Annotated in this window: 16 protein-coding genes; 5 read left to right on the top strand and 11 right to left on the bottom strand. The window is 58.7% G+C overall.

Annotated features, from left to right (window positions below; genetic code table 11):
* Window positions 1-11 precede the first annotated feature (11 nt).
* From mdtI to zwf, 4 genes are all read right to left on the bottom strand, one after another.
* Complete coding sequence (mdtI, locus tag AC2CGI_RS05390) at window positions 12-341, bottom strand: multidrug/spermidine efflux SMR transporter subunit MdtI (RefSeq protein ID WP_004932324.1); 330 nt, start codon at window positions 339-341, stop codon at window positions 12-14.
* Complete coding sequence (gene mdtJ, locus AC2CGI_RS05385) at window positions 328-696, bottom strand: multidrug/spermidine efflux SMR transporter subunit MdtJ (protein WP_004932327.1); 369 nt, start codon at window positions 694-696, stop codon at window positions 328-330. The genes mdtI and mdtJ overlap by 14 nt, the downstream gene beginning before the upstream one ends.
* A 552-nt stretch (window positions 697-1,248) precedes the next feature.
* A complete protein-coding gene (locus tag AC2CGI_RS05380; RefSeq protein WP_004932329.1) occupies window positions 1,249-1,890 on the bottom strand; it encodes a bifunctional 4-hydroxy-2-oxoglutarate aldolase/2-dehydro-3-deoxy-phosphogluconate aldolase in 642 nt (213 codons plus the stop codon).
* 154 nt (window positions 1,891-2,044) lie between these two features.
* Window positions 2,045-3,520, bottom strand: a complete 1,476-nt coding sequence (gene zwf / locus AC2CGI_RS05375; RefSeq protein WP_004932333.1) for a glucose-6-phosphate dehydrogenase — start codon at window positions 3,518-3,520, stop codon at window positions 2,045-2,047.
* Window positions 3,521-3,969: 449 nt separating this feature from the next.
* On the opposite strand from zwf, the gene AC2CGI_RS05370 reads away from it, so the two are divergent.
* From AC2CGI_RS05370 to AC2CGI_RS05360, 3 genes are all read left to right on the top strand, one after another.
* On the top strand, window positions 3,970-4,842 hold the full coding sequence (locus AC2CGI_RS05370) for a MurR/RpiR family transcriptional regulator (RefSeq protein WP_021503871.1): 873 nt from the start codon (window positions 3,970-3,972) through the stop codon (window positions 4,840-4,842).
* A gap of 189 nt (window positions 4,843-5,031) precedes the next feature.
* Window positions 5,032-6,474: a pyruvate kinase gene (gene pyk / locus AC2CGI_RS05365; protein WP_004932339.1), complete on the top strand. Its 1,443-nt coding sequence runs from the start codon at window positions 5,032-5,034 to the stop codon at window positions 6,472-6,474.
* 85 nt (window positions 6,475-6,559) lie between these two features.
* Complete coding sequence (locus AC2CGI_RS05360) at window positions 6,560-7,441, top strand: leucine-rich repeat domain-containing protein (protein ID WP_015378126.1); 882 nt, start codon at window positions 6,560-6,562, stop codon at window positions 7,439-7,441.
* Between the two features lie 49 nt (window positions 7,442-7,490).
* On the opposite strand, the gene lpxM is transcribed toward AC2CGI_RS05360, so the two are convergent.
* From lpxM to znuA, 3 genes are all read right to left on the bottom strand, one after another.
* Window positions 7,491-8,459 (bottom strand): lauroyl-Kdo(2)-lipid IV(A) myristoyltransferase, encoded by a 969-nt coding sequence (lpxM, locus tag AC2CGI_RS05355; protein ID WP_015378127.1) that lies wholly within the window; start codon window positions 8,457-8,459, stop codon window positions 7,491-7,493.
* 149 nt (window positions 8,460-8,608) lie between these two features.
* A complete protein-coding gene (mepM, locus tag AC2CGI_RS05350; RefSeq protein WP_004932347.1) occupies window positions 8,609-9,931 on the bottom strand; it encodes a murein DD-endopeptidase MepM in 1,323 nt (440 codons plus the stop codon).
* Window positions 9,932-9,952: 21 nt separating this feature from the next.
* On the bottom strand, window positions 9,953-10,897 hold the full coding sequence (gene znuA, locus AC2CGI_RS05345; RefSeq protein ID WP_041922343.1) for a zinc ABC transporter substrate-binding protein ZnuA: 945 nt from the start codon (window positions 10,895-10,897) through the stop codon (window positions 9,953-9,955).
* A 78-nt stretch (window positions 10,898-10,975) separates the two neighbouring features.
* Here znuA and znuC point away from each other — a divergent pair, with 78 nt between their 5' ends.
* Window positions 10,976-11,734 carry a zinc ABC transporter ATP-binding protein ZnuC gene (gene znuC, locus AC2CGI_RS05340; RefSeq protein WP_021503875.1) on the top strand — a complete coding sequence of 253 codons (759 nt, stop codon included), beginning with the start codon at window positions 10,976-10,978 and terminating at the stop codon, window positions 11,732-11,734.
* Entirely contained in the window at window positions 11,731-12,516 is a 786-nt protein-coding gene (gene znuB / locus AC2CGI_RS05335) for a zinc ABC transporter permease subunit ZnuB (protein WP_015378131.1), read from the top strand. Before znuC ends, znuB begins: the two co-directional genes overlap by 4 nt.
* A gap of 61 nt (window positions 12,517-12,577) precedes the next feature.
* Here znuB and ruvB read toward each other — a convergent pair whose 3' ends face one another.
* The 4 genes from ruvB to AC2CGI_RS05315 all read right to left on the bottom strand — a co-directional run bounded on the left by ruvB (window position 12,578) and on the right by AC2CGI_RS05315 (window position 15,651).
* On the bottom strand, window positions 12,578-13,582 hold the full coding sequence (gene ruvB, locus AC2CGI_RS05330; RefSeq protein WP_004932364.1) for a Holliday junction branch migration DNA helicase RuvB: 1,005 nt from the start codon (window positions 13,580-13,582) through the stop codon (window positions 12,578-12,580).
* Between the two features lie 19 nt (window positions 13,583-13,601).
* The gene (gene ruvA, locus AC2CGI_RS05325; RefSeq protein ID WP_004932365.1) at window positions 13,602-14,216 is read right to left on the bottom strand and encodes a Holliday junction branch migration protein RuvA; all 615 of its coding nucleotides are present in this window, start codon (window positions 14,214-14,216) and stop codon (window positions 13,602-13,604) included.
* A gap of 112 nt (window positions 14,217-14,328) precedes the next feature.
* Window positions 14,329-14,850 carry a crossover junction endodeoxyribonuclease RuvC gene (gene ruvC / locus AC2CGI_RS05320; protein ID WP_004932367.1) on the bottom strand — a complete coding sequence of 174 codons (522 nt, stop codon included), beginning with the start codon at window positions 14,848-14,850 and terminating at the stop codon, window positions 14,329-14,331.
* 57 nt (window positions 14,851-14,907) lie between these two features.
* Window positions 14,908-15,651 (bottom strand): YebC/PmpR family DNA-binding transcriptional regulator, encoded by a 744-nt coding sequence (locus AC2CGI_RS05315; RefSeq protein WP_004932370.1) that lies wholly within the window; start codon window positions 15,649-15,651, stop codon window positions 14,908-14,910.
* Window positions 15,652-15,666 lie beyond the last annotated feature (15 nt).

Genomic DNA, 15,666 nt, shown 5'->3' with positions numbered 1-15,666 from the left:
ATTGCCCGCTATCAGGACAGTTTAAGGATCACCATCCCCGCCAGCAACAGCGCCAGGCCGATCCAGCCTTTGGCGTTTAACCGCTGGCCGAACATGATCCAGCCCGCAGCGATAGTGGCGGCGATACCGAAACCGCCCCACAACGCATAAGCGATCGACAGATCGATGCCCTTCACCGCTTGCGCCAGGGCGCTGAACGCACCGAGTACCGACAGCAGCGACAGCAATCCCAGCCAAATTTTACGGAAACCGTCCGACATCTTCAGGAAGATATTGGCGATGATTTCCAGCACGATGGCCAATCCCAGGAACCCAATGTGGTACAACTCAAACTGTTGCATGGTTGTCACCTCGCGGGCTGACCTGTTTTCGCTCTTTGCGGGTACCGGATTTCACCAGCATGATACCGGCGATCAGCGTAGCCAGACCCAGTACCTTCAGCGCGGAAATGGGCTCGTCGAACCACAGCACGCTGAACAGGGTAATGAACAGAATGCCGATACCTTCCCACAGCGCATAGGCCACGCCCAACGCCACGCGTTTTACCGCTACTGACAGCAACACATAAGACGCGGTGATCATCACGTACATCACGATATGCCCGATCATGCCGCCATTGACGCTGGCGTATTTCATCGACAAGGTGCCGATGATTTCGGTCATGATGGCCAAACCTAAAAAGATCCAATAAATCATAATTTTTCTCCCAAACGGCGAATAACGCGCGCCAAGGCATATTTATCCCGATTTATCTCGTCGAACGGCCGCAGTACGGCGCGCAAGACGCAGAGATCCCTGGGGATAAACTGACCCAAACGCAAAAAGAATGTTTGCCCGGCTGAACGGTAGAGCGAAGGCGTAAGCCCGCTACCCGCACCGGTTAAGGGAGAAAGACGCTATAGCTCGCTGCACCAGTGATGCTCACTGGCAAGGATCGCAGACAGGAAGAGTTGGCACGTAGAGGTTCTGAGGGTAGTTCCGTTAATAGTCATCATAATAGTTCTCTATTATCAGCCGCACACCGTGCGATTTGCCCAATATCCTCATAAAAGTAAAATTTTCAACTGAGATATTTTTACCACAGCCAAAATAAGAAAGCAAACTGCCGTTTTCATCAAAAAGCAGAAAAAAACGGGTTAAAAATAAGAAAGTTAATCGAGATAAAAATTAAAAAAGGCTCAACGGAGCGTTGAGCCTTGCGATACCCGCGGGTGAGCAAATAAGCGCCAACCCCAGGCCTGGCGCGGGTTACAACGCGGCGCCGCTGACGGCGCTGCGCGCCAGTTCAGTGATGCGCGCATAGTCGCCTTTTTCGAGCGCGTCCGCCGGCACCAGCCAGGAACCGCCGATGCAAAGCACGCTTTTCAGCGCCAGATAATCGCGGTAATTGTTTGGCGTAATGCCGCCGGTCGGGCAAAAACGCACCTGCGGGAACGGGCCGCCGATCGCCTGCAGCGCCTTCACGCCGCCGTTGGCTTCCGCCGGGAAGAATTTGAATTCCCGCAGACCGTGATCCATGCCCTGCATCAGTTCAGACACGGTGCTGATGCCCGGGATCAGCGGGATGGGTCCCGCCGTCGCCGCCTGCAGCAAGGCCTCGGTCAGCCCTGGGCTGATGGCGAACTGCGCCCCGGCTTCGGTCACCTGCCGCAGCTGCTGCGGGTTGATCACCGTACCGGCACCGATGATCGCCTCCGGCACCTCTTCGGCGATAGCGCGGATAGACTCCAGCCCGCAGGCGGTGCGCAGCGTCACCTCCAATACCCGCACGCCGCCGGCAACCAACGCTTTCGCCAACGGCACCGCCTGCTCCAGCTTGTTGATCACGATAACAGGCACCACCGGCCCCGCCGTCAGGATCTGCTCGGCGCTGGTTTTCCAGTTTTTCATCGTTATTTCTCCATTACTCGCGGTTAACAATGGCACGCCCCTGCCACAGGGCTCCGCACAAATGCGCGAACGTCCGGCCGTACCGTAAGTGATGAGGCCCACGCGCAGATCGCAGGCAAAAAAAAGCCGGCAGACAGGCTGCCGGCATTACGCATTATTCGAACTCGTTCCAGGAGCGGCCGTCGCGGGTGATCATCGCCACCGAGGCCACCGGTCCCCAGGTGCCCGCCTGGTAAGGCTTAGGCGCCTCGTTGTCGGCTTTCCATGCGTCCATGATGGAGTCGACCCACTTCCAGGCTTCTTCCACTTCATCGCGGCGCACGAACAGCGCCTGAATGCCGCGCATGGTCTCCAGCAGCAGGCGCTCGTAGGCGTCCGCCACGTGCTCCTGGTTAAAGGTTTCCGAGAAGCTCAGGTCCAGCTTGGTGGTCTGCAGACGGTGCTTGTGATCCAGCCCCGGCACCTTGTTCAGCACCTGAATTTCGATGCCTTCGTCCGGCTGCAGGCGGATGGTCAGCTTGTTCTGCGGCAACTGCTGGTAAGAATCGCTGAACAGGTTAAGCGGCGGGTTTTTGAAGTACACCACCACTTCCGAACATTTGGTCGGCAGACGTTTACCGGTACGCAGGTAGAACGGCACGCCGGCCCACTGCCAGTTGTCGATATCCACGCGGATAGAGACGAAGGTTTCGGTGCTGCTGCTCTTGTTCGCCCCTTCCTCTTCCAGATAACCCGGCACTTTCTTGCCCTGGACGAAGCCGGCGGTGTACTGACCACGCACGGTGGTTTCCCGGACATTGGTCTGATCGATGCGGCGCAGCGAGCGCAGCACCTTCACCTTCTCGTCGCGGATGCGGTCGGTGGTCAGATCCGCCGGCGGCGACATGGCGATCATGGTCAGGATCTGCAGCAGGTGGTTCTGGATCATGTCGCGCATCTGGCCGGCCTGGTCGAAGTAACCCCAACGCCCTTCGATGCCCACCTCTTCCGCTACGGTGATCTGCACCGAATCGATGGTGCGGTTATCCCAGTTGGAGGCGAAAAGCGAGTTGGCGAAACGCAGCGCCAACAGGTTCAGCACTGTCTCTTTGCCGAGATAGTGGTCGATACGGTAAACCTGGGATTCGTTGAAGTACTCCGCCACCTGATCGTTGATCACGCGTGAGGACGCCAAATCGGTGCCCAGCGGTTTCTCCATCACCACGCGCGCCGGCTCATGGTTCAGCTTGGCTTCGCCCAGCCCTTTGCAGATGGCGCCAAAGGTGCTTGGCGGCATGGCAAAGTAGTTGATGGTGGTGCGGTGCTTCTGATCCAGCATTTTACCCAATTTGGTAAAGTTCTTGCTGTCGTTGACGTCCAGGTTGCAGAAGTCCAGGCGCGCGCTTAGCGTGGCCCAGAGTTCGTCATCCAGTTTTTCCTTCATGAAGGTGCCAAGCGCTTCCTTGACCACTTCGGTATAGGCTTGTTTATCCCACTCCGCGCGGCCGACGCCGATGATCCGCGTATCCGGGTGGATGTGTCCGGCTTTCTCTAACTGGTACAGGGAAGGCAGCAGCTTACGGCGCGCCAAATCACCTTTCGCGCCGAAAATAACCAGGTCACACGCCTGGGCTGTAGAGGTTACCGCCATGTTCATCTCCTCGTTGCAGGATATTTGTAATTTTCTTACATTACTAATGTACTCTGTTTGACTACGGCCAGCAAACCCGGTGCAAAAGCAGAAAAAAAGCCCCAAAAATTCCAGTGGTAAGCGCCACTGCGCGGCAGAGCCGTTGCAGGTGGGCAAAACTGTAACTTTTCGTCTTTTTTGACGCTCTGTTACCATTATGAAAGTTAGACACAGGTCATATTCTGGTGAAAAAAGCCTGCATACACCCTGTCGAGACTGCCAACGGTTACCAGCACGTAGTATATTTTCACTAAACCGGCATTGATTTCTCCTTTGTTTGAAATCGACATACCCTATCGATTCCAGGTTACAGCCGCTCGTTTGGCGTCTGCTCGCACGGCGAACACGGGCGAAATTCGACGCTGTTGCTTGAAAGCCACAGGGATAAAACCATGAGTGACTCTCGTTATATGAATACGCTGGACAAAATCCAGAGCCATCTGGAACGCCTGAGCAAATCTGAAAGGAAAGTCGCCGAGGTGATCCTGGCCTCCCCGCAGACCGCCATTCACTCCAGCATCGCCACGCTGGCGCGCATGGCCGACGTCAGCGAACCTACCGTCAACCGTTTTTGCCGCCGCCTTGATACCAAAGGCTTTCCCGACTTCAAACTGCATCTCGCCCAAAGCCTGGCTAACGGCACGCCCTACGTAAACCGTAACGTTGAGGAAGATGACAGCGTCGATTCCTATACCAGCAAGATCTTCGAATCGGTAATGGCCAGCCTCGATACAGTAAAGGCAAATTTGGATATTGCCGCAATCAATCGTGCGGTTGACCTGCTCACCCAGGCAAAAAAGATCTCTTTCTTCGGGCTGGGTGCCTCCGCGGCGGTGGCGCACGATGCGATGAACAAATTTTTCCGCTTCAACATTCCGGTGGTCTACTTTGATGACATCGTCATGCAGCGCATGAGCTGCATGAACTCCAGCGAAGGCGACGTGGTGGTGCTGATCTCACACACCGGCCGCACCAAGAATCTGGTGGAGATGGCCCACCTGGCGCGGGAGAACGACGCCACGGTACTGGCTATCACCTCGCGCGACACCCCGCTCGCCCAGGCGGCGACCCTGGCCCTGCTGCTCGACGTGCCCGAAGACACCGACGTTTACATGCCGATGGTGTCGCGGATCGCGCAATTAACGCTCATTGACGTGCTCGCCACCGGATTTACCTTGCGCCGAGGGGCTAAATTCAGAGATAACTTGAAGCGGGTCAAAGAAGCGCTCAAAGAATCGCGCTTTGATAAAGGCGTGGTCATTCCCAACAGTTTTGATTCGTGACCCGACGAAGAAAAAATCGCCGTTCAACAGACATTTGAATGACGGCATCAGAGGCGGTACCCTGTTAACATGCTCATACGGGTAACCCGGGTGAAATATCAGTGTTGTAAAATTACATTTCACGCCTGGTTTCGTTATCCGACGTTATCGCAACACCAATATTTGCTTCACCAGTCAACGGAGTAATACATGTCCAGACGGCTCAGAAGAACCAAAATCGTTACCACCCTGGGTCCGGCTACAGACCGCGACAATAATCTGGAAAAGATCATTGCCGCCGGCGCCAACGTAGTTCGGCTTAACTTCTCCCACGGCAGCCCGGAAGATCACCAGGCTCGCGCTGACAAAGTACGCGAAATTGCTGCCAAGCTGGGGCGTCACGTCGCTATCCTCGGCGATCTGCAAGGGCCGAAAATTCGCGTATCCACCTTCAAGGAAGGCAAAATCTTCCTCAACGTGGGCGATAAATTCCTGCTGGACGCCAACCTGTCAAAAGGCGAAGGCGATAAAGAAAAAGTCGGTATCGACTATAAAGGCCTGCCAGCCGATGTGGTGCCGGGCGACGTCCTGCTGCTCGATGACGGCCGCGTTCAGCTGAAAGTGCTCGAAGTTCAGGGCATGAAAGTGTTTACCGAAGTGACCGTCGGCGGCCCGCTGTCCAACAACAAGGGCATCAACAAACTCGGCGGTGGCCTGTCGGCCGAAGCCCTGACCGAAAAAGACAAGGCGGACATCGTGACCGCCGCCAAGATTGGCGTCGACTACCTGGCGGTCTCCTTCCCGCGTACCGGTGAAGACCTGAACTATGCCCGCCGCCTGGCGCGCGATGCCGGCTGCAACGCCAAGATCGTGTCCAAGGTTGAGCGCGCCGAAGCGGTGTGCACCGACGAAGCGATGGACGACATTATTCTGGCCTCCGACGTGGTGATGGTGGCCCGTGGCGACCTGGGCGTCGAAATCGGCGATCCGGAACTGGTCGGCATCCAGAAGAAACTGATCCGCCGCGCCCGCACCCTGAACCGCGCGGTGATCACCGCGACCCAGATGATGGAGTCGATGATCACCAACCCGATGCCGACCCGCGCCGAAGTCATGGACGTGGCCAACGCCGTGCTGGATGGCACCGACGCTGTCATGCTGTCGGCGGAAACCGCCGCTGGCCAATACCCGGCGGAAACCGTGGCGGCGATGGCGCGCGTTTGTCTGGGTGCCGAGAAGATCCCGAGCATCAACGTTTCCAAACACCGCCTGGACGTACAGTTCGACAACATCGAAGAGGCGATCGCCATGTCTTCGATGTATGCCGCCAACCACCTGAAAGGCGTCACCGCGCTGATCGCCATGACCGAATCCGGCCGCACTGCGCTGATGATGTCGCGCATCAGCTCCGGCCTGCCGATCTTCGCCATGTCGCGTCATGAGCACACGCTGAACCTGACCGCGCTGTATCGCGGCGTGACGCCGGTTTATTTCGACAGCCACAAAGACGGCGTGATCGCCGCCAATGAAGCCGTCAATCGCCTGCGCGACAAAGGCTTCCTGGTCTCCGGCGATCTGGTGATCGTCACCCAGGGCGACGTGATGGAAACCGTCGGCACCACCAATACCAGCCGTATCCTGCGCGTCGAGTAATCCACGCCGCAGACGACATGCCGGCCGGCTCACGTTGGCCGGCATTTTTTTTGCCCTGACACCGCCATAAACGACGGAGAACGCCATGCTCCACCAACGCAATCCAGCCTCGACCGGTGATGCGCTCGATCTCGATGGGCGCGGTCTGACGCAGCTCGACGAATCGCAGCTAACCGGCCACGCGCTGCGCAAAATCAGCCTGTACGACAATCTGCTGACGGCCTTCCCCGCCTCCATCTTGCAACACCGCAACCTGCAGGTGCTGAACATCTCCTGCAATCAGCTCGACCGCCTGCCGCCGGAGATTGGTCAGTTGCAACAGCTTGAGATGTTCGACTTCGGTCACAACCGCGCAAGCGAACTGCCTGAAACATTGGGGCAACTGCACCGGCTGAAATACCTCTACCTGAGCGATAACGGCTTTAGCGACCTGCCGCGTGCGCTGGCGCAACTGCAGCAGTTGGTTTACCTCAACGCGACCGATAACCAACTGACCGCCTTGCCGCAGGCAATACCGAGTCTGGCGGCATTGCAGGAGCTGCGTTTATACAACAATCGCATCGGCAACCTGCCCGGCGAAATCGGGCAGCTGCGCGCGCTGCGCGAGTTGCATATCATGAAAAATGCCCTGACCGCGCTGCCGGCGGAAATGGCTCTGCTCGGCGAGCTTGAGATACTCGATGCGGCCAACAATGCCATCACCGAACTGCCGGCATCCTTCTGCCGCCTGCCGCGATTGAGCGAGCTGAACCTGCGTTTTAATCAGCTGACGCGCCTGCCGGAAAATATCGGTGAGCTCACGGCGCTGAGAAGCCTGGATCTGCGCGCCAACCGCCTGAGCAATCTGCCGGAAAGCCTCGGTGAACTGAGCCGGCTGCGCAAGCTTGATCTGCGCTGGAATGATTTCACCCACACGCCTAAAATCGTCGACATCCTGCGGGCTCGCGGCTGTAGGGTGCACATCTGAAGAGACGCCGGCCGGGTTGTGGCCCTGCCGGCGTTAGCGGTAGAAAGGATTAACGATACAGATCGTCGCGCGAGTAAGGCTCAATCTCCCCTTCTTTGCGCGTCTTCAACAGTTTGAGGATCCAGGTGTACTGCTCCGGGTTCGGGCCCACCAGGTTTTCCACTTCTTCATTCATACGGCGGGCAATGCGCGGATCGTCCGCTTCGGCCAGATCGTCCATCGGCTCGCGAATATAGATATCCAGCATGCTGGTTTTGCCGTCGTACACCGGGAACAACGGCACGATCGCCGCACGGCATACCTTCATCAACCGCCCGACCGCCGGCAACGTCGCCTTATAGGTGGCGAAGAAGTCGACAAACTCACTGTGCTCAGCGCCGTGATCCTGATCGGGCAGATAATAACCCCAATATCCCTGGCGAACCGAACTGATAAACGGTTTGATGCCGTCATTGCGCGCGTGCATGCGGCCGCCGAATTTACGACGCACGGCGTTCCACAGGTAGTCGATCAGCTGATTGCGCTGATTGTGGAACATCGCCGCCATCGGTTGACCGCGCGCGGCCATCAACATCGCCGGCACATCCACCGCCCAGCCATGTGGCACCAGGAAAATCACGTTACGCCCTTCCGCGCGGATCTTGTCCAACACCTCTTCGCCGTGCCAACGCACGCGCTTGAGCACTTTTTCCGGTTTGGTGCAGGCCAGCTCAGCCATCAGCACCATCGACTGCGGCGCGCAGGCGAACATCTGGTCGATAATGTGCTCGCGTTCGCTTTCAGGCAACTCAGGCAAGCAATACAGCAGGTTGATGCGGGCACGACGGCGCGCGCCCTTCGCCAACTTGCCGGCCAGTTTGCCGACCGCACCCAGCACCGGATCGCGCAGGCGCGCAGGCACCAGCGAAATGCCGGCCATCAGACCGGTTCCCAACCACACGCCCCAGTAGCGCGGATATAAAAAGGCTTTTTGAAACTGCGGAATGAACTCTACGTTCGATTTCTTCTCGTTTTGCATGCACATGCTCTTGGCTTAGCGATTCGGCTAATCATAATTGCCAGCACCGATTTTGCAATTAACAACCGCGAACCGCCCAGATAAAACAGCATCGGCCCGCAATCAGGCCGATGAAATTAACGGCGCCGAAGCGCCGGAAAAAGGGGGCGTTAATCCAACTGCAGCTGAGGAACCACTTCCTTCACCTGCGCCAGATAATCGCTGCGGTCTTTGCCGCCCAGCCCTTCGGAACGCGGCAGTTTAGCCGTCAGCGGGTTCACCGCCTGTTGGCCGGTCCACAGTTCAAAGTGCAGATGCGGCCCGGTGGAACGGCCGGTGTTGCCGGAGAGCGCAATGCGATCGCCGCGTTTCACCTTTTGGCCTGGTTTCACCAGCAGTTTTTTCAGGTGCATATAGCGCGTGGTGTACTGACGACCGTGGCGGATCGCCACATAGTTACCCGCTGCGCCGCTGCGTTTGGCGATCACCACCTCACCGTCACCGACCGCCAGCACCGGCGTGCCGACCGGCATGGCGAAATCGACGCCCTTGTGCGGCGCCACGCGGCCGGTCACCGGGTTCACGCGGCGCGGGTTGAAGTTGGAGGAGATGCGGAACTGTTTCATGGTCGGGAAACGCATGAAGCCGCGCGCCAGGCCAGAGCCCTGGCGATCGTAGAATTTGCCGTCTTCGGCGCGGATCGCGTAGTAATCCTTGCCGCCGGTGCGCAAACGCACGCCCAACAGCTGGCTTTGCGATTTCTTGCCGTCGAAATGCTCACGCGACATCAGCACGGAGAACTGATCGCCTTTGCGCAGCTTGCGGAAATCGAGCTGCCACTGCAACGCCTTGATCACCGAGTTGATTTCGTTACGGCTCAGCCCGGCGTCGCCGGCGCTGCTGACGAAGCTGCCGTTGACCCGGCCGCTGATCACGTTGTTGCGCCATTCGCCCTGCTGCGCCTCTTTTGACTCCTTGAAGCTGTTGCCGACGCGATCATAGGTGCGAGTTTCGCGGCGGGAAACCTCCCAGGTCAACTGCTGCAAATCGCCTGCGTCGTTCACGGTCCACGACAACTGTTGGCCGATCTTCAGGTTACGCAGATCGCGGTTTTGCGAAGCCAGCAAGGTGACATCCGACATATCAATGCCGTACTGCGTCAGAATGCTGCCAAGGGTGTCGCCGGTGGAAACCACATATTCATGCACGCCATCATCGCCGGCATCCTTCTGGTCCAGCTCATCCTGCGGGATTTCGTCATCGGGGGTGGGTTGGTCGACATCTATCGGTTCACTGGCTTCAGGGAGCAATGACCGCATCTGGCTGGATTCTAACTCGACGCTCTTGGCGATGGGGTTGTGTTCTGGGTGGTAAACAAAAGGCCGCCAAACAGCGACGGCCAATGTGACGACTGTCAGCGACCCCAGCATGACGCGGTGGGGCCGTGGCAGGTTGTTATACGCCAGAGCGATAGTTCGGACTATCTGCTGCACTCGATATTATCCTCATAAGCTTTACTTCAGGCAGCTCACGTACTGGTTTGACAGCTGAGTCAGGAATTTCCCGTAGCTGTCCTTCTCCAGCGCGATGCCGGTGCCCAGCGGGTCCAGCGTTCCGGAACGCACTTTGGTACCCTTGGCGACGGCATTGATTACGGCCGGCCTGAATTGTGGCTCAGCAAAAACGCATACCGCTTTCTGCTCAACCAACTGTGTTCGAATTTGGTGTAGGCGCTGTGCTCCAGGCTGAATTTCGGGATTGACGGTGAAATGGCCCAGCGGACTCAAACCGTAGTGTTTTTCAAAGTAGCCGTAAGCATCATGAAAAACAAAATAACCCTTACCTTGCACAGGCGTAAGCATGTTACCAACATTTTTGTCAGTTTGCGTCAGCAGATTCTCGAACTGGCGCAGGTTTGCGTCTAATTTGTCCTTATTTTGCGGCATAAGTTCCAACAATCTGTCGTGAATCGCGATCGCGGTCACTTTTGCTATCTCCGGCGACAGCCAAACGTGCATATTGTACTCGCCGTGATGATGCCCATGATCGTCATCGGCATGGTTATGCGCTTCGCCTGCATGTTCATGATCGTCGTCCTCTTCGCCTTTCATCAGCAGCGGCTTCACCGCCGGCAGTTCGCTGATAGCCAGCTTTCGCGTCGCCGAGATCGGCACCAGCGCCTTGGTCAGGAACGCTTCCATGTCCGGCCCGACCCACAACACCAGGTCAGCGGAACGCAGGCGCTGGATATCGGAAGGGCGCAACGCAAAATCGTGTGGCGAAGCGCCGTCCGGCAGCAACACCTCGGTCGGCGTCACGCCGTCGGCGATGGCCGCAGCGATAAAGCCTAAGGGGCGAATCGAGGTCACCACCGCAGCGGAAGCGCTGCTCAGCGGGCCGGCCATCAACAGTGCGCTGGCCAGCAGCGTGCGCTGCAGCCATTTATTTTTCTTTGCCATCATCAGTAATCCCATCGTTTTCATCAACAAGGCGTGATATTATAACATCCGCTTCGTTCTGCAACCTGTAATCTCGAGATGTCTACACTGATAACGCTAAAAAATATCTCCGTCGCCTTCGGCAGCCGCAAGGTGCTGTCGAACATTTCCCTCAGCCTGCAGCCCGGCCGTATTCTCACGCTGCTTGGCCCGAACGGCGCGGGCAAATCCACACTGGTACGCGTGGTGCTGGGATTGGTCAAACCAACCGCCGGCACGCTGGAGCGGGAGCCCGGCCTGCGCATCGGCTACGTGCCGCAAAAACTCCACCTCGACGCCACCCTGCCGCTGACCGTTAGCCGCTTTATGCGTCTTAAACCCGGCGTAAAGAAAGCCGACATTCTGCCGGCGCTCAAGCGCGTGCACGCCGCCCACCTGCTCGACCAGCCGATGCAAAAGCTCTCCGGCGGCGAGAACCAACGCGTACTGCTGGCGCGAGCGCTGCTGAATAAACCGCAGCTGCTGGTGCTGGACGAACCCACGCAAGGGGTGGACGTCAACGGCCAACTGGCGCTGTACGACCTGATCGATCAGCTGCGCAAGGAGCTGGGCTGCGCCGTACTGATGGTCTCGCACGATCTGCATCTGGTGATGGCGAAAACCGACGAGGTGTTGTGCCTCAATCAGCATATCTGCTGCTCCGGCGCGCCGGAGGTGGTCTCGATGCATCCCGAATTCATCGCCATGTTCGGCAACCGCGGCGCAGAGCAGCTGGCGGTGTATCGCCACCATCACAACCATCGCCACGACCTGCAGGGAAGAATTGTCTTGAAGAAAACCGGGAGCCACGAAGCATGATCGAATTGTTACTTCCCGGCTGGCTGGCCGGGGTGTTGCTGGCTAGCGCCGCCGGGCCGCTGGGCTCCTTTGTGGTTTGGCGCCGCATGTCCTACTTCGGCGACACCCTGGCGCACGCCTCGCTGCTCGGCGTCGCCTTTGGTCTGCTGCTGGACATCAATCCTTTCTATGCGGTGATCGCCATTACGTTGCTGCTGGCCCTGGCCCTGGTGTGGCTGGAACGCCGCCCGCAGCTTTCGGTAGATACCCTGCTCGGCATTCTGGCCCACAGCGCCCTGTCGCTGGGTCTGGTGGTGGTGGCGCTGATGTCCAACGTGCGGGTCGATCTGATGGCCTACCTGTTCGGCGATCTGCTTTCGGTCACGCTGAGCGACATCGTGATGATCGCCGGCGGCGTCGCCGTGGTGCTGTTGGTGCTGTGGTGGCAATGGCGCGATCTGCTGTCGATGACCATCAGCCCGGAGCTGGCGCACGTCGACGGCGTCAATTTGGCGCGGGCGCGTACCGTGCTGATGCTGGTCACCGCGTTGACCATCGGCCTGGCGATGAAATTCGTCGGCGCGCTGATCATCACCTCGCTGCTGATCATTCCGGCGGCCACCGCTCGCCGTTTCGCGCGCACGCCGGAGCAGATGGCGGGTGTCGCGGTACTGCTCGGCATGGTGGCGGTTACCGGCGGCCTGGCCTTCTCGGCATTTTACGATACGCCGGCCGGCCCTTCGGTGGTGCTCTGCGCTGCCGTGCTGTTCACGCTGAGCCTGTTCAAAAAACAACAGGCTTGATTAAAGCCCGGATATGACAAGGGCCGCATCTGCGGCCCTTTTTTATTGGCGGATTAAAAATTTACTCTTCGCGTTCGAGACCAAAGTGCCGGTAGGCGTGCTGCGTCGCCAGACGGCCGCGCGGCGTGCGCTGGATAAAGCCCTGCTGGATCAGAAACGGTTCAATCACGTCTTCAATGGTTTCGCGCTCTTCACCGATCGCCGCCGCCAGATTATCCAACCCGACCGGGCCACCGGTAAACTTGTCGATAATCGCCAGCAGCAGTTTGCGATCCATATAGTCGAAGCCTTCGGCATCGACGTTGAGCATATCAAGCGCCTGCGCCGCCACCGAACCGCTGATCACGCCGTTGGCGCGCACTTCAGCGAAATCGCGCACCCGGCGCAACAGGCGGTTGGCGATACGCGGCGTGCCGCGCGCGCGGCGAGCCACTTCATGGGCGCCCTCGTCGGACAGCTCCAGCCCCAGGCACCCGGCGCTGCGCGAGACGATGTGCTGCAGATCCGCCACCTGATAAAACTCCAGCCGCTGGACAATGCCGAAGCGATCGCGCAGCGGCGAGGTCAGCGAACCGGCGCGGGTGGTGGCGCCCACCAAGGTAAACGGCGGCAGATCGAGCTTAATCGAACGCGCCGCCGGCCCTTCGCCGATCATGATATCCAGCTGGTAGTCTTCCATCGCCGGATACAATACTTCTTCCACCACCGGTGACAAACGGTGAATTTCGTCGATGAACAACACGTCGTGCGGTTCGAGGTTGGTCAGCATCGCCGCCAAATCGCCCGCCTTCTCCAGCACCGGGCCGGAAGTAGTGCGCAAATTTACGCCCATTTCGTTGGCCACGATGTTGGCCAGGGTGGTTTTCCCCAGCCCCGGCGGGCCGAAGATCAATAAATGGTCGAGCGCGTCGCCGCGCTGCTTGGCCGCCTGAATGAAGATCTCCATCTGCTCGCGCACGTGCGGCTGGCCGACGTATTCAGTCAGCAGCTTGGGACGAATGGCGCGATCGAGGATCTCCTCTTCGTTGATCGGTTCGGCGGAAATCAGGCGATCGGCTTCAATCATTATCTACCCCTTTTCGGCCTTACAGGGCGGCGCGCAGCGCGTCGCGGATCAGGGTTTCGCAGTCGGCGCCCGGCTTGGCAATCTTGCTGACCATGCGGCTGGCTTCCTGCGGCTTATAGCCCAGCGCCACCAGCGCCGAGACAGCTTCGGCTTCTGCGTCCGCTTCCGGCGTTTTGTCGGCGGCGGCCGGCAGGCTGATCTCGCTGCTGTTGTTGAACAGATCGCCGTTCAGCCCTTTGAAGCGGTCTTTCATCTCGACCACCAGGCGCTCGGCGGTTTTCTTGCCCACGCCCGGCAGCTTGACCAGTGCGGTGATCTCTTCGCGCTCCACCGCGCTGACGAACTGCTGCGCGGACATGCCCGACAGGATGGCGAGCGCCAGTTTCGGCCCGACGCCGTTGACCTTAATCAGCTCGCGGAACAGCGCGCGCTCCTGCTTGTCGTTGAAACCGTACAGCAGCTGCGCGTCTTCACGCACCACGAAGTGGGTAAACACGATGGCCTCTTGCCCCAGTTCCGGCAGCTCGTAAAAGCAGGTCATCGGCATGTGCACTTCATAACCCACGCCGTTCGCCTCCAGTAACACCAGCGGCGGCTGCTTTTCCAGAATATTTCCTCTGAGACGACCTATCATTTACCCTCCTGCAGAATTACCGGGCATGGCGCCCTGCCATGCCGTTGCTGGTAAAGCTTATAACATAAAAAAGGCTGGATGAATATCCAGCCTGAGCAATCATCGTTTCGCGTCAGCGCAAACGCCCGCGCGCCAGGTTCAGCCGCCCTTCGCTCATTCGCAGCACGTTCTGGCTGAGATGGCAGTGGGTGATAGCGATGGCCAGGGCATCCGCGGCATCCGCCTGCGGGTTTGCCGAGAGTTTGAGCAGCGAGCGCACCATGTGCTGTACCTGCGCCTTTTCGGCCGCGCCGGTGCCGACCACGGTTTGTTTGACCTGCCGCGCCGCATACTCGAACACTTCCAGGTTCTGATTCACCGCCGCCACGATTGCGACGCCGCGCGCCTGGCCAAGCTTGAGCGCCGAATCCGGGTTCTTGGCCATAAACACCTGTTCGATGGCGAAGAAATCGGGCTGAAACTGGGTGATGATCTCGCTGACGCCGGCGTAAATCAGCTTCAGCCGCGTCGGCATGTCGTCCACCACCGTGCGGATGCAGCCGCTGGCGATATAGCTCAACTGGCGCCCCTGCTGGCGGATAAGGCCATAGCCGGTGACGCGCGAGCCGGGATCGATACCGAGTATGATCGCCATATCTACATCCACCTTGCATGCACGGCGCCGCCGAACGGCGGCGCCCGTTTTACCGGATTACAGCGTCGCCGCCACTTCGTCGGAGATTTCACCGTTATGGTAAACTTCCTGCACGTCGTCGCAGTCTTCCAGCATATCGATCAGGCGCAACAGCTTAGGCGCGGTTTCCGCGTCCATGTCGGCCTTGGTCGATGGGATCATCGACACTTCCGCCGCTTCGGCTTCGAAGCCCGCCGCGGTCAGCGCGTCTTTCACCGCGCCCAGGCTTTCCCAGGCGGTGAACACGTCGATGGCGCCATCGTCATAGGTCACGATGTCTTCCGCACCGGCTTCCAACGCCGCTTCCATTACGCTGTCTTCATCCAGGCCCGGTGCGTAGGTGATCACGCCCTTCTTGGTGAACAGATAAGCCACGGAACCGTCGGTGCCGAGGTTGCCGCCGCATTTGGTAAAGGCGTGGCGCACTTCCGCCACGGTGCGGTTGCGGTTGTCGCTCAGGCATTCGATCATGACGGCGGTGCCGCCAGGGCCGTAGCCTTCATAGATGATGGTTTCCATATTGGTATCATCATCGCCGCCCACGCCGCGCGCGATTGCACGATTCATGGTGTCGCGCGTCATGTTGTTCGACAGCGCCTTGTCCATCGCCGCGCGCAGACGCGGGTTGGAATCCGGATCGCCGCCGCCCAGCTTAGCGGCCGTGACCAGCTCACGAATAATCTTGGTGAAAATTTTACCGCGCTTGGCGTCCTGCGCCGCTTTACGGTGCTTTGTGTTGGCCCACTTACTATGACCTGCCATAAAAAATCTCCGAAA

This window comes from Serratia sp. LSHTC3 (assembly GCF_057197125.1).
The sequence above is the reverse complement of the archived record's forward strand: the minus strand, read 5'-3'. Positions and strand labels throughout refer to the sequence as shown.